Here is a 14,118-nt window from a genome sequence, read left to right as displayed (position 1 = left end):
CGGGCCCCCCCCCACTGGGGTGGGGCCGTCGCCCGCCCCCCCAAATGGGGGGGGTGCCGGGCGCCCAAACTGGGGGCCCCCCCCCCAGGGCCCGTGGGGGGGGTGTTGCCCCCCCCCCCCCCCCCCCCGCAGGTCGTCGCCGGCTGGTTTCACCCACCCGGCCACGGGCCTGGAGAGGCCCGGTCACGGAGTCGCTGGGACGCCTGTCGCCGCGGCCGTGCTCGCTTCCACGACCCGGATGTGCCGGTAGGCGAACCAGAGCGGCGGGAACGCCCCGACCGCGAAGGACAGGTCGACGAGCGTCCAGAACCAGGGGATGTCCCGGATCGGTCCGCAGATCACCGCCAGCGGGATGATCCCCGCGCAGGCGATCATGCCGACCTGCACCACCCACACGTTGCGCACCGGGTCACGCAGCGGCCCCCAGAACGCCACGGCCAGCACCAGGTGGGCGAAGGCCAGCCAGTCGGTGCCGTAGAGCAGGAACGGGTAGTCCTCACCGGCCGTCACGAGCCCGGTGTGCACCCGCTCGATCCAGGCGACCAGGGCCGGCAGTTGGTCGGCGAGCGGGTCCAGTGCGCGCAGCAGCCACCGCACCTCGATCTCCAGCGGGAACGCCGTCGCCCCGCTCAGGAAGAGCCCGATCAGCACGATCCACAGCCACCGACGGGTTCGCCGTAGCCGCTCTTCGATGTCCATGACCGCAGCGTAACGATGATCTTCGTGCCGGTTGGTCCGCCGACCGGTGACCGCTGTCTCAGTGACACGGTGCCCGTCCGGCCGGCGGGGCGGCGACCGCCCCGCCGGCCGGCCGGAATCCCTCAGCGCACGGCGAGCGGCTGCGCGGCCGGGGCGACCGGCGCCGGCAGCACCCCGGCGCCCCCGAGGTAGCCGTGGATCGCGGCGGCCGCCGCACGCCCCTCGGCGATGGCCCACACGATCAGCGAGGCGCCGCGGTGCATGTCACCCGCCACGAACACCCCGTCGGCGTCGGTCTGCCAGTCGTCGCGGGCGTCCACCGCGCCCCGAGGGTTGCGGGTCACCCCGAACTGCGCCAGCAGCGGCTGCTGCTCGGTGCCCTCGAAACCGATCGCCAGCAGCACCAGGTCCGCCGGAAGCTCCCGCTCCGAGCCGGGCACGACTGTGACGATGCGCCTGCCGTCGCGCTTCTCGACTGTCACCTCGGCGATCCGCACCGCCCGCACCTGGCCGGTGCCGTCGTCCACGAACTCCTGCACCGCCACCGCGAAGACCCGCTCGCCGCCCTCCTCGTGCGCCGGGTAGCTGCGCAGGACCCACGGCCAGGTCGGCCACGGGTCCCGTGCCTCGTCGCGCTCGGTCGGCGGCTGCGGGTACAGGTCGAGCTGGTGCACGCCTGCGGCGCCCTGCCGGTGCGCGACGCCGAGGCAGTCCGCCGCGGTGTCCCCACCACCGATGATCACCACATGCTTGCCGGCCGCGTCGATGGGTGTACCGTCCGGCAGCACCGCCCGCCCCGGCCGCCCCTCGCCTGTCACCGCGACGCCCGGCTCGTCGGTGGCCGACGTGGCCACCGCGCGGTTGGCCGCGACCAGATGCGCCATGGCCTGGTGTACGCCCCGCAGCGCCCGCCCCGGGGTCTCCGGAGTGTCCCGGCCCTGCAGCGCCCCGCAGGCCAGCAGCACCGCGTCGTGCTCGGCGCGCAACTGCTCGGCGGTCACGTCCACCCCGACGTTCACCCCGGTCCGGAAGCGCACCCCCTCGGCGGAGAGCTGGGCCAGCCGGGCGTCGATGTGCCGCTTCTCCAACTTGAAGTCGGGGATGCCGTACCGGAGCAGGCCACCTATCGCGTCGTCGCGCTCGTACACAGTCACCGCGTGACCGGCGCGGGCCAGTTGCTGGGCGGCGGCCAGGCCGGCGGGCCCGGAACCGACGACGGCGACCGACCGGCCCGACGGCGCAGGTACGGGACGCGGGGTGAACCCACGCGCCGCCGCCGCGTCGGCGATCTCCACCTCGACCTGCTTGATGGTCACCGGGTGACCGCCGGCGATGCCCAGCACGCAGGCCGCCTCGCAGGGCGCCGGGCAGAGCCGGCCGGTGAACTCCGGGAAGTTGTTCGTGGCGTGCAGCGACTCCACCGCCGCGTCCCAGTTGCCGGTGCGGACCAGGTCGTTCCAGTCCGGGATGCGATTGCCAAGCGGGCAGCCGTCGTGGCAGAACGGGATGCCGCAGTCCATGCAGCGGGTGGCCTGCTCGCGGACGAGGTCCTCGCCGGCCGGCGGGTACACCTCGCGCCAGTCGCTGATCCGCACCGGCACCGGACGGCGGGCCGGCAGCCGCCGGTCGTAGCGCAGGAAACCGTTCGGGTCAGGCACGAGCCACCTCCTGGGCCGCCACCCGCGGGGCGGGCGGCACGGGCGCGGCGGGCGCGCTGAGCGCGCCCATCACCGCGTCGTCGACGTCGTGGCCGGCGGCTTCGGCGGCCCTCATGATCTCCAGCACCCGGCGGTAGTCGCGGGGCACCACGGCGGTGAACTCGGCCACCGCCTCCGGCCACCGCTTGAGCAGCTCCTCGGCGACCGCCGAGCCGGTCTCGGCCACGTGCCGCTGGACCAGCTCGTGCAGAAGCGTCTGCTCCTGCTCGCCCAGCGGTGCCAGGTCGACCAGCTCCCCGTTGACCCGGGAACGGTCCAGACGGTGCACGAACGCCATCCCGCCGGACATGCCGGCGGCGAAGTTGCGGCCGGTCGCGCCGAGCACCACCACCGTGCCGCCGGTCATGTACTCGCAGCCGTGGTCGCCGACACCCTCGACGACGGCGACCGCGCCGGAGTTGCGCACCGCGAACCGCTCCCCCACCCGGCCGCGCAGGAAGACCTCGCCCGCGGTGGCCCCGTACAGGATGGTGTTGCCGGCGATGATCTGGTCCTCCGCGCGCTGGCCGGGCTCGGCGTCCGCGTCGAGGAACGGCGCGGCGGCGTCCGGACGGACGATCAGGCGGCCGCCGGAGAGGCCCTTGCCCACGTAGTCGTTGGCGTCGCCGTGCAGCCGCAGCGTCACACCGCGCGGCAGGAACGCGCCGAACGACTGCCCGGCCGTGCCGTGCAGCACGAACTCGATGGTGTCCTCGGGCAGGCCGGCGCCCCCGAAGCGGCGGGTCACCTCCCCGCCCAGCATCGCGCCGACGCTGCGGTGCTCGTTGCGCACCGCCACCTCGACCCGCACCGGCGCGCCCCCGGACAGCGCCGGACGCGCCAGCGCGATCAGCTCGTTGTCCAGGGCGTGCTCCAGGCCGTGGTCCTGCGCCCGTACCCCGCGCCGGACCGCGCCGGCCGGCAGTTCGGGCAGGTGCAGGACGGGCGCCAGGTCCAGGCCGTGCGCCTTCCAGTGCGCCACCGCCGGGGCGACGTCGAGCAGCTCGGACTGCCCGATGGCCTCCTCGATGGACCGGAAGCCCAGCTCGGCCAGGTAGCCCCGGACCTCCTCGGCGAGGAACAGGAAGAAGTTCTCCACGAACTCCGGCTTACCTGTGAACCGCTCCCGCAGCACCGGGTTCTGGGTGGCGATGCCGACCGGGCAGGTGTCCAGGTGACACACCCGCATCATCACGCAGCCCTCGACGATCAGCGGCGCAGTCGCGAAGCCGAACTCCTCCGCGCCGAGCAGCGCCGCGATCAGCACGTCCCGGCCGGTCTTGAGCTGACCGTCGACCTGCACGGTGACCCGGTCGCGCAGCTTGTTGAGCAGCAACGTCTGCTGGGCCTCGGCCAGCCCCAGCTCCCACGGGGTGCCGGCGTGCTTGAGCGAGTTCAGCGGGGACGCGCCGGTGCCGCCGTCGTGCCCGGAGATGAGGATGACGTCGGCCTTCAGCTTGGCCACGCCGGCCGCTACCGTGCCGACACCCACCTCGCTGACCAGCTTGACGTGCACCCGGGCGGCCGGGTTGACGCACTTCAGGTCGTGGACGAGCTGCGCCAGGTCCTCGATCGAGTAGATGTCGTGGTGCGGCGGCGGGGAGATCAGGCCCACGCCCGGCGTGGCGTGCCGGGTCCGTGCGATCCACGGCCACACCTTGTTGCCGGGCAGTTGGCCGCCCTCGCCGGGCTTCGCGCCCTGCGCCATCTTGATCTGGAGGTCGTCGGCGTTGACCAGGTATTCGCTCGTCACACCGAACCGGCCGCTGGCGATCTGCTTGACCGCCGAACGGCGTACCGGGTCGTGCAGCCGCTCGACGTCCTCGCCGCCCTCACCGGTGTTGGACTTGCCGCCGAGGCGGTTCATGGCGATCGCGAGCGTCTCGTGCGCCTCGGCGGAGATCGACCCGTACGACATGGCGCCTGTGGCGAACCGCTTGACGATCTCGGAGGCCGGCTCGACCTCGTCCAGGGGCACCGCCGGGCGGACCCCGGTGCGCAGGGTGAACAGCCCGCGCAGCGAGCCGGCCTGCGCGGCGAGCGCGTCCACCTTGGACGTGTACTGCCGGAACACGTCGTACTGCCGGCTGCGGGTGGCGTGCTGGAGCAGGAAGACCGTCTCCGGGTTGAACAGGTGCAGCTCACCCTCGCGGCGCCACTGGTACTCGCCGCCGACCTCCAGCCGGTCCGAGGCCGCGGCGCCGGACGGCGGCCAGGCCAGCGCGTGCCGGGCGGCCACCTCGGCGTGCACGCCGGCCAACCCCACCCCGCCGATCCGGCTGGGCGTGCCCCGGAAGTAGCGGTCGATGAGCCGGCTGTCCAACCCGACCGCCTCGAAGACCTGCGCACCGCAGTACGACGAGACCGTCGAGATGCCCATCTTCGACATGATCTTCAGGACGCCCTTGCCGAGCGCCTTGGCGTAGTTGCGCACCGCACCCGCCGGCTCCACCCCGACGAGCGCGCCGGTGGAGATCATGTCCTCCACCGACTCGAACGCCAGGTACGGGTTGACAGCCGCCGCGCCGTACCCGATCAGGACCGCCGCGTGGTGCACCTCCCGGCAGTCGCCGGACTCCACGATGAGCGCCGCCTGGGTGCGGGTCTGCTCCCGCACCAGGTGCTGGTGCACGGCGGCGGTGAGCAGCAGCGACGGGATCGGCGCCAGGTCGGCGTTGGAGTCCCGGTCGGAGAGCACCAGGATGCGGACGCCGTCCTCGATGGCCTCGGAGACGTGCCGGCAGATCTCGGTCAGCCGGGCCTTGATGCCTGCGGCGCCCTCGCGGATGCGGTACAGGCCGGAGACCCGGACCGCCTTGAAGCCGGGCAGGTCACCGTCCTCGTCGATGGAGAGGATCTTCGCCAGCTCGTCGTTGTCGATGATCGGGTGTGGCAGCACGATCTGCCGACAGCTCGCCGCCCCCGGATCGAGCAGGTTGCCCTCCGGCCCGATTGTCGATGCCAGGCTGGTCACCAGCTCCTCACGGATGGCGTCCAACGGCGGGTTGGTGACCTGGGCGAAGAGCTGGTGGAAGTAGTCGTAGAGCAGCCGCGGCCGGGTGGACAGCGGCGCGATCGGGGTGTCCGTGCCCATCGAGCCCAGCGGCTCCGCGCCGGTACGCGCCATCGGCGCGAGCAGGATCTTCAGCTCCTCCTGCGTGTAGCCGAAGGTCTGCTGGCGGCGGCGTACCGAATCGTGGGTGTAGACGGTGTGCTCGCGGGCCGGCAGGTCGTCCAGCTCGATCAACCCGGCGTGCAGCCACTCGCCGTACGGCTGCGCGACGGCCAACTCGGACTTGATCTCCTCGTCGTGCACGATCCGCCCGGCGACGGTGTCGACGAGGAACATCTTCCCCGGCTGGAGCCGCCCCTTGGCGACCACGTGGGCCGGGTCGAGGTCGAGAACGCCCGCCTCGGAGCCCAGCACGACCAGACCGTCGTCGGTCTGCCACCAGCGCCCCGGGCGCAGCCCGTTGCGGTCCAGCACCGCGCCGACGATCTCGCCGTCGGTGAACGCCACCGACGCGGGCCCGTCCCACGGCTCCATGAGGCTCGCGTGGAAGCGGTAGAACGCCCGCTTGTCCGGCTGCATGCCGGGGTCGTTCTCCCACGCCTCGGGGATCATCATGAGCACCGCGTGCGGCAGGCTGCGCCCCGCCAGGTGCAGCAACTCCAGCACCTCGTCGAAGTTCGCCGAGTCGGAGGCGCCTGGGGTGCAGACCGGGAAGACCCGGCGGATGTTGCCCGGGACGTTCGGCGAGCGCAGCAGCGCCTCCCGGGCCTGCATCCAGTTGCGGTTGCCCCGGATCGTGTTGATCTCGCCGTTGTGGGCTATGAACCGGTACGGGTGCGCCAACGGCCAGGACGGGAACGTGTTCGTGGAGAAGCGGGAGTGCACAAGCGCGATCGCGCTGTCCACCCGCTCGTCGCGCAGATCCGGGTAGAACGCCGGCAGCTGGTCGGGGGTGAGCATCCCCTTGTAGACCATCGTGCGGCTGGACAGCGACGGGAAGTACGCAGGCACGCCCCGCTCGGCGGTCTCCCGCTCGGCCTGCTTACGCAGGCAGAACGCCACCCGGTCCAGGTCGATGCCGCTCAGGGCGGAGCCGGCCCGACCGGCCGGCGAGTCGGTGAGCCGACGCGCGGCCACGAAGACCTGCCGGACCCGGGGCATCGCCGCCAGGGCGGTCTCGCCGAGCTCCTGCGGGTCGATCGGCACGTCCCGCCAGCCGAGGAGGTCGGCACCCTCGACAAGCGCGTACTTCTCGACGACGCGGCGGGCGCGGGCCTCGGCGGCGTCGTCGTCGGGGAGGAACACCAGACCGGTCGCGTACTCACCGGCCGGGGGCAGCGTGACACCGGCCACCGCGCGCAGGAACGCGTCCGGGACCTGGATCATGATGCCCGCGCCGTCGCCGGTGTTGGGCTCCGCGCCTCGGGCGCCCCGGTGGTCCAGCCGGCAGAGCGCACCGAGCCCGTTGGCGACGACCGCGTGCGAACGCCGACCGTGCAGATCCGCAACGAAGGCCACCCCGCAGGCGTCGTGCTCCTGCGCCGGGTCGTACAGGCCCTGGGCGGACGGGCGGGGGTCGGGCGTCGGGGACGCCTGCGGGCTGAGCGGGTACGGCTGTGACTTGTGCGGGTACGGCTGAGCCACCGGGCCTCCTGTCGTCACTCAGGTTGGATCGTGATGGGGACGACGTCGGCCCGTGGGTCTATTGAGTCTACGTTAGGGCTGCGGCCACAAGGCCAGTCAAGATTGATCACACCGTCCAGAGTCTGGGACGTGTAGTCTCGCGCGGTGGATCCGCTGCATCAGGACGTCTTCGACCGGTTGGAACGCTTCTACGACGCGGTGCCCCGCGACGTCGCCCTTGCGCAGGAGTACGGCGGGCTGGTGTTGTTCGTCCGCGAAGGCGCCGGTTGGCCGTTCTACGCCCGCCCCCGCCTCGACGCCACCGAACCGCCGTCGCTCGCCGACGTGACAGCCGTACGCGAACGGCAACGGGAACTGGGCCTCCCGGAAGCCTTCGAATGGGTGCACGAGACCACACCGCAACTACTCGCGGTGGCCCGCTCGGCGGGGCTGAACGTGCTGGAGGCGCCGCTGATGGTGCTCGACCCGGCAGCCCTGCCCGACCCGGCGACGCTCTCCGACGTACCGGTGCGGGTGCTGGCGGCGGACTCGCCCGACTTCGCCGCCGACGTGGCCGCCCGGCGGGCCGTCGCGGCCGTGGCGTTCGCCGCCGCCGGCACCGCGCGCGGCGAGGCCGGCCCGGCCGAGCGGGACGCCGCGGTCACCGGGCTGGAGTTGGCCGCGCTGGACGAGGAACGGGTCCGCATCGCCGACGGCCGACGGATCTCCGCGCTGGCCTGCACGGTCACCGAGGGCGCCCTGGCCAGCGGGATGGCGATGCGTGTCGACGACGTCGCGGAGATCGCCGGTGTGGCGACCCTGCCGGCCGCCCGGCGGCGTGGTCTGGGCGCCGCGCTGACCGCCACACTGGCCCGGGAACTGCTCGCCGCCGGCACCGAACTGGTCTTCCTCTCCGCCGGCAGCGACGAGATCGCCCGCGTCTACCTGCGGGTCGGCTTCCGCCGCGTCGGCACCGCCTGCATCGCCGAGCCCGCCGCCCTGATCGGCTGACCGGCGGCGCGGGTCACGCCGGGGGCCGCCACTGCGCGGCCGAGGCCGCGGCGCTGGAGAGCAGACGCGAGTTGATCGTGCCGAGGGCCGCGTCGCGGGCACGCAACGCCAACCGGCCCCGCGTCTGGAGCACCGCCGACATGCGTCGGGTCTGCCGGACCACTGTCGCCGCCCGTGGCCGGCGCACCCGGTCGTACGCCTGCACGGCGTCGGGCAGCCGGGCCTCGCGCAGCAGGGAGGCGAGCGTGGCCGCGTCCTCGAAGGCGAGGCAGGCGCCCTGCCCGAGGTGCGGCGGCATGGCGTGCGCCGCGTCACCGAGCAGCACCACGCCCCCGGGCCCGACCGGGAAGCCGTACGCGCGGGGCAGCGGACGCAGCTCGCGGACCTCCTGCTGGACCAGGTCACCGGGGTCGGTGGCCTCGAGCAGCGCGCCGATCGGCTCGGGCCAGCCCGCGTACCAGCGGCGCAGCAGCGCCAACTGCGTCTCGGGCGGTTCCGGGCGGGGCGCTCCGGCGGCGGTGGCCACCCAGTAGATGCCACCCCTGCTGGAACCGCCGGACGAGCCACGCTCGCCGAGCGAGGCGGCCACGAACCGGTAGCCCGCGCCGAGGACCTCACCGGCGGCCGGCTGGTCGGCGGGCAGCCGGGGCGCCCGGTACCAGGGAATGACGGCCCGCCAGGCGGCGCAGCCGGAGCTGACCACCCCGGACTCGGGGGCGAGCTGGCGGCGGACGCCGCTGTCCGTGCCGTCGGCGGCGACCACCAGGTCGGCCTCGATGGTGTGCCGGCCATCGCTGACCGCCGGTCGCTGGCCCGACTCGACCCGGACGTGTCGCACTGTGACGCCGGTGCGCAGCTCCACCCGGTCGCCGAGCCCGGCGATCAGCGTGTCGTGCAGATCCTCGCGGTGCACCACCACAGGCATCCGGTCGGCCGGGACGGGGCGGGGCTGCACCAGCCAGTGCCCGTCCGGCCGGCGGACCCCGCCGTCAGGCAGCGGGGTGGCGATGGCGGCCAGGCCCGCGCCGAGGCCCAGCGCCTGAAGGGCGCGTACGCCGTTGGGCCACAGCACCACGGCGGTCGGCTCGGGGCGTACCCGCTCGGCCCGCTCCAGCAGGGTGACCTGCCAGCCGGACCGCGCCAGCGCGCTGGTGACCGCGAGACCACCGACTCCGGCGCCGACCACCACCGCGCTTCGCATCGGTGCCGCCCCCGCTCAGCTGTCCCGGTCGGCGGGACGCGCGCCTGTGGCGTCGGCCCGGTCGTCGCGGGTCTGCGGCGTACCGTCCCCCGCCTGGTCCCCGGTCGAGGCGGCGTCGTCGGCCGCGTCGACCGACTCGTCGGCCGGGCGGTCGTCGTCACCGGCGGACCCGGCCGGCAGGACACCGCTGTCCCGCCAGGCGTGGTACTGCTCTTCGCTTACCACCTCGTACCCCTCGGGGGCGGCGCTGCGCGCCGAGGCCTCCCGCGCGGAGAGGTCGACCTGGGACAGGTCGGACGTGCCGGTCGGCGCGGGCGTCGCCGCCGCACCGAGCGGGATCAGGAACTCCTGGGGGCCGCGCACCCGGACGAAGTAGATCAACGCGCCGAGGAAGACCAGGGCCGCGGTCCAGACGTTGAGGCGTACGCCGAGGATCCGGTTCGCCTCGTCGGCGCGCATCAGCTCGATCCAGAACCGGCCGGCGGTGTAGCCCATCACGTACAGGGCGAACGCCCGACCACGGCCGAGCTTCAGCCGACGGTCGAGGACCAGGACCAGTGCCACCACGCCGAGGTTCCACAGCGCCTCGTACAGGAAGGTCGGCTGGTAGAGGCCCGGTTCGAGGATCGGCTGACCGGCGTCGTCGCGCAGCGCGTGCCCGGGATTGTCCGGGTCCATCCGGTGGATCTCCAGACCCCACGGCAGGGTGGTCCGGCCACCGAACAGCTCGTTGTTGAACCAGTTGCCGAGGCGACCGACCGCCTGCGCCAGCGGCAGACCGGGGGCCAGGGCGTCGGCCACCACACCGAACGGGATGCCGAGCTGCCGGGCCGCGATGAAGGCGCCCACCGCGCCGCCGGCGACCGCGCCCCAGATGCCGAGACCACCCTCCCAGATGGCGAACGCCTTCATCGGGTCGCCGCCCGCGCCGAAGTACTTCTCCGGGGAGGTGATCACGTGGTAGATCCGGGCGCCGATGATGCCTGCGGGCACCGCCCAGACGGCGATGTCGAGCACCGCGCCGGGGGCGACGCCGCGCTGACGCAGCCGACGCTCGGTCACCCAGCAGGCCAGCACGATGCCGGCGATGATGCACAGCGCGTACGCCCGGATCGGGACCGGCCCGAGCTGCCAGACAGCGGTGCTGGGACTGGGCAGGGCCGCCTGGGGGGACAGCGAGGCGTAGGTCACGGGTGCACACGCTACCGCTGTGCACCCCCGAAGCGGCACCCCGGGCCGCCCTACCGGCAACCCGGTGACTTCTGGTTTGCACCGCCGTAGGCTCTTTGTCCATGAGCGCGCTCAGCTGGGCGGTCGCCGCGGTCGTCACCGACGACACCGGACGGGTGCTGCTCTGCCGCCAGGGCCGGGGCGAGCGACGGTACGCCCTGCCCGGCGGGCGGCTACGTCCGGCGCAGAGCCCGGTGCCCGCCGCGCTGCGCGACATCCGCGCCGAGACCGGCTGGGAGGTCGAGCTGGTCGACCTGGTCGGTGTCTACCACCTGGCCGCGCCGGGCACGGGTACGGCGCCGGCAGGGCGGGCCGGGCCGCTGCCGGACGTCCTGGTGCACGTGTTCCGGGCGCGGGTGGCAGGTGTCCGGCCCGCCGCCGACCCACCACCTGGTTGCCGGCTCTCCTGGCATCCGCCCGCCGCGCTGCCCGAGGCGGTCACCCCGCTCACCCGGGCAGCCGTCGACGACGCGTCGGCCGGCCGCTCCGGTGTCCTGCGTGACGTCCCCTGGGCACCCGGCCCCGTCGGCGTCGCGCCGCCAGCGGCCCGCGCCGCCGACGACGGGTGGTCGGGAGTCGGGCAGCCACCGGAGCAGCGCGGCGAGGCGGCGGATCCGTCCCTGCGACCCTGACAGCGCCGCCCGACGGCCCGCCGCCGGTAGCGGCGCATCACCGCCAGGCCGAGCTTGGCGGGAGACGGCTCAGCGGACCGGGTTGCGGACGCCCTCGGCAAGCTCGGCGCTGAGCGTACGCAGCGCGGCCAACCCCTCCGCCTCGGACGACGCGTCGAGCACGCACCGGACCAGGGCGCTGCCCACGATCACGCCGTCGGCGTACCCGGCCACGGTCCCGGCCTGCGCGCCGGTGCCCACCCCCAGGCCGACGCCGACCGGCAGGTCGGTGACCGCGCGGGTCCGGGAGACGAGCGTCGGGGCGGCGTCGGAGGTGTTCGTCCGCGCGCCGGTCACGCCCATGACCGCGGTGGCGTAGACGAAGCCCCGGCAGTGCTTGACGGTCATCGCCAACCGGGCGTCGGTGGACGACGGGGAGACCAGGAAGGTGCGGTCCAGCCCGTGCGCGTCCGAGGCGGCCAGCCACTCGGCCGCCTCGTCGGGGATGAGGTCAGGCGTGATCAGACCGGTGCCGCCGGCGGACGCGAGGTCACGGGCGAACACGTCCACGCCGTACCGCTCGACCGGGTTCCAGTAGGTCATGGTGACCACCGGGGCTCCGGTGGCCGCCACCGCCTCGACGACGCGCATCGTGTCCGCGGTGCGTACGCCCCCGGCCAGCGCGATGTCACTGGCCTTCTGGATGACCGGCCCGTCCATCACCGGGTCCGAGTACGGGATCTCGACCTCGATGACGTCCACGCCGGCCTCGACCATCGCGGTCATCGCCGCGATGCTGCCCTCGACCGTCGGGAACCCGGCAGGCATGCAGCCGACCAGCAGCGCCCGTCCGTCGGCCCGGGCCTTGTCGAAGGCCACCCCGATCCGGCTCATCTCACCGCTCCTTGTCGAGGATGCCGAAGTAGTCCCCGGCGGTGTGCACGTCCTTGTCGCCCCGCCCGGAGAGGTTGACCACGATTGTGGGCTCCCGGCCCAGCTCGGCGGCGAGCTTCGGTGCGAGGGCGACGGTGCCGGCGAGCGCGTGGGCGCTCTCGATCGCCGGGATGATGCCCTCGGTGCGGCAGAGCAGCTCGAACGCGGCCATCGCCTCGTCGTCGGTGACCGGCAGGTAGGTGGCCCGCCCGCTGTCGTGCAGCCAGGCGTGCTCGGGCCCGACGCCCGGGTAGTCCAGCCCCGCCGAGATCGAGTGCGACTCCAGCGTCTGCCCGTCGGCGTCCTGGAGCACGTACGTGCGGGTGCCGTGCAGCACCCCGGCCGACCCGCCGGTGATGCTTGCCGCGTGCCGGCCGGTCGCGACACCGTCGCCGCCGGCCTCGAAGCCGTACAGCCGCACGGCCTCGTCGGGAACGAACGCGTGGAAGATGCCGAGCGCGTTGGAGCCGCCGCCGACGCAGGCGGTGACCGCGTCCGGCAGCCCTCCGGTGAGGTCGAGGCACTGCTGCCGGGCCTCGTCACCGATGCCCCGGACGAAGTCACGCACCATCGCCGGGAACGGGTGCGGCCCCGCCGCGGTGCCGATCAGATAGTGCGTCTCGTCGACGTTCGCCACCCAGTCGCGCATCGCCTCGTTCATCGCGTCCTTGAGGGTGCGCGAACCGTTGGTGACCGGGACGACCGTGGCGCCGAGCATCCGCATCCGGGCCACGTTGAGCGCCTGCCGCTCGGTGTCGACCTGGCCCATGTAGACCACGCACTCCAGGTCGAACAGGGCGGCGGCGGTCGCGGTGGCCACGCCGTGCTGGCCCGCGCCGGTCTCGGCGATCACCCGGGTCTTGCCCATCCGCTTGGTGAGCAGCGCCTGACCCAGCACGTTGCGCACCTTGTGCGCGCCCGTGTGGTTGAGGTCCTCCCGCTTGAGCAGCACCCGGGCGCCGACCTTCGCGGAGAACCGCCGGGCCTCGTAGAGCAGCGACGGCGTGCCCGCGTAGTCACGCAGCAGCGCGCCGAACTCGGCCCGGAAGGACTCGTCCGCCATCGCCGTACGCCACGCCCCGTCGAGCTCGTCCAGCGCGGCCACCAGGGCCTCGGGAACGAACCGACCGCCGAAGCGGCCGAAGTGGCCGGCGGAGTCGGGCTGCGGGCCGGCCACCGGGGCCAGCGCGTCGGCGCTCATCGGAAATCCTCTCGGTGGGGCGTCACACCGGTGCGGCTCAGCGCACCGGCCGGGGCGTCGCAGGGTGGTTACCGGCGTTGACCAGTTCGGCGACCGCCTCGCGCGGGCTCTTCTGGGTGACCAGGCCCTCGCCGACGAGGACCGCGTCGGCGCCCGCCGAGGCGTACCGGATCAGGTCGTGCGGGCCGCGGACGCCGGACTCGGCGATCTTGACGACGCTGCTGGGCAGGCCCGGCGCGATCCGCTCGAACACCGACCGGTCGACCTCCAGGGTACGCAGGTCACGGGCGTTGACCCCGATCACCTGCGCGCCGGCCTCCAGGGCCCGGTCGGCCTCCTCCTCGTCGTGGACCTCGACCAGAGCGGTCATGCCCAGCGACTCGATCCGCTCGAGCAGGCCCATCAGGACGTTCTGCTCCAGGGCGGCGACGATCAGCAGGACCAGGTCGGCGCCGTGCGCGCGGGCCTCGTGGATCTGGTAGCTGGAGACCACGAAGTCCTTGCGCAGCACCGGCACGGTCACCGCGGCCCGGACGGCCGCCAGGTCGTCGAGCGAACCGCCGAACCAGCGCCCCTCGGTCAGCACGCTGATGGCGCGGGCGCCACCGGCCGCGTAGTCGACGGCGAGGTCGGCCGGATCGGCGATCTCGGCCAGCCGGCCCTTGGACGGCGACGAGCGCTTCACCTCGGCGATCACCGCGACGCCGGGCTTGCGCAGGGCCGCGTACGCGTCGAGCGGCGGCGGCGCCGCAGCTGCCAGTTCACGGATCCGCTCCAGCGGAACCTGCTCCTGGCGACGGGCGACGTCCTCGCGCACGCCTGCCAGAATCTCGTCGAGCACGCTTACGGACGCTGCCTGACCGGCGTCGTCCCCCTCCGCGTGCGCATGCTCAGCAGTC

The 14,118-nt window shown here is 73.8% G+C and carries 10 protein-coding genes; 2 read left to right on the top strand and 8 right to left on the bottom strand.

Going from position 1 to position 14,118, the window contains the following annotated elements; genetic code table 11:
* Positions 1-183: 183 nt before the first annotated feature.
* From ACFY1S_RS20555 to gltB, 3 genes are all read right to left on the bottom strand, one after another.
* On the bottom strand, positions 184-699 hold the full coding sequence (locus ACFY1S_RS20555; RefSeq protein ID WP_387120232.1) for a hypothetical protein: 516 nt from the start codon (positions 697-699) through the stop codon (positions 184-186).
* Positions 700-821: 122 nt separating this feature from the next.
* Complete coding sequence (locus tag ACFY1S_RS20550) at positions 822-2,357, bottom strand: glutamate synthase subunit beta (protein WP_387120229.1); 1,536 nt, start codon at positions 2,355-2,357, stop codon at positions 822-824.
* Positions 2,350-7,053 (bottom strand): glutamate synthase large subunit, encoded by a 4,704-nt coding sequence (gene gltB / locus ACFY1S_RS20545; protein ID WP_387120227.1) that lies wholly within the window; start codon positions 7,051-7,053, stop codon positions 2,350-2,352. Before gltB ends, ACFY1S_RS20550 begins: the two co-directional genes overlap by 8 nt.
* Before the next feature lie 153 nt (positions 7,054-7,206).
* On the opposite strand from gltB, the gene ACFY1S_RS20540 reads away from it, so the two are divergent.
* Complete coding sequence (locus tag ACFY1S_RS20540; RefSeq protein WP_387120315.1) at positions 7,207-8,043, top strand: GNAT family N-acetyltransferase; 837 nt, start codon at positions 7,207-7,209, stop codon at positions 8,041-8,043.
* 13 nt (positions 8,044-8,056) lie between these two features.
* On the opposite strand, the gene ACFY1S_RS20535 is transcribed toward ACFY1S_RS20540, so the two are convergent.
* Complete coding sequence (locus tag ACFY1S_RS20535) at positions 8,057-9,244, bottom strand: FAD-dependent oxidoreductase (RefSeq protein WP_387120224.1); 1,188 nt, start codon at positions 9,242-9,244, stop codon at positions 8,057-8,059.
* 15 nt (positions 9,245-9,259) lie between these two features.
* Positions 9,260-10,435: a prolipoprotein diacylglyceryl transferase gene (gene lgt, locus ACFY1S_RS20530; protein WP_387120221.1), complete on the bottom strand. Its 1,176-nt coding sequence runs from the start codon at positions 10,433-10,435 to the stop codon at positions 9,260-9,262.
* Positions 10,436-10,536: 101 nt separating this feature from the next.
* On the opposite strand from lgt, the gene ACFY1S_RS20525 reads away from it, so the two are divergent.
* Positions 10,537-11,106 (top strand): NUDIX hydrolase, encoded by a 570-nt coding sequence (locus ACFY1S_RS20525; RefSeq protein ID WP_387120218.1) that lies wholly within the window; start codon positions 10,537-10,539, stop codon positions 11,104-11,106.
* Positions 11,107-11,175: 69 nt separating this feature from the next.
* Here the strand turns inward: ACFY1S_RS20525 and trpA are convergent, their stop codons facing one another.
* Genes trpA through trpC form a run of 3 tightly spaced genes read right to left on the bottom strand, consistent with a single transcriptional unit; the run spans position 11,176 to position 14,060 of the window.
* Positions 11,176-11,979, bottom strand: a complete 804-nt coding sequence (trpA, locus tag ACFY1S_RS20520) for a tryptophan synthase subunit alpha (protein WP_387120215.1) — start codon at positions 11,977-11,979, stop codon at positions 11,176-11,178.
* A 1-nt stretch (position 11,980) separates the two neighbouring features.
* Complete coding sequence (trpB, locus tag ACFY1S_RS20515) at positions 11,981-13,219, bottom strand: tryptophan synthase subunit beta (RefSeq protein WP_139585700.1); 1,239 nt, start codon at positions 13,217-13,219, stop codon at positions 11,981-11,983.
* A 37-nt stretch (positions 13,220-13,256) separates the two neighbouring features.
* Positions 13,257-14,060 carry an indole-3-glycerol phosphate synthase TrpC gene (trpC, locus tag ACFY1S_RS20510; protein WP_334631255.1) on the bottom strand — a complete coding sequence of 268 codons (804 nt, stop codon included), beginning with the start codon at positions 14,058-14,060 and terminating at the stop codon, positions 13,257-13,259.
* Between the last annotated feature and the right edge of the window lie 58 nt (positions 14,061-14,118).

Origin of the sequence: Micromonospora sp. NPDC000663, assembly GCF_042898105.1 — a bacterium.
In the GTDB taxonomy this organism is placed as follows: domain Bacteria; phylum Actinomycetota; class Actinomycetes; order Mycobacteriales; family Micromonosporaceae; genus Micromonospora.
This window is presented reverse-complemented; position numbering and strand designations above follow the sequence as displayed.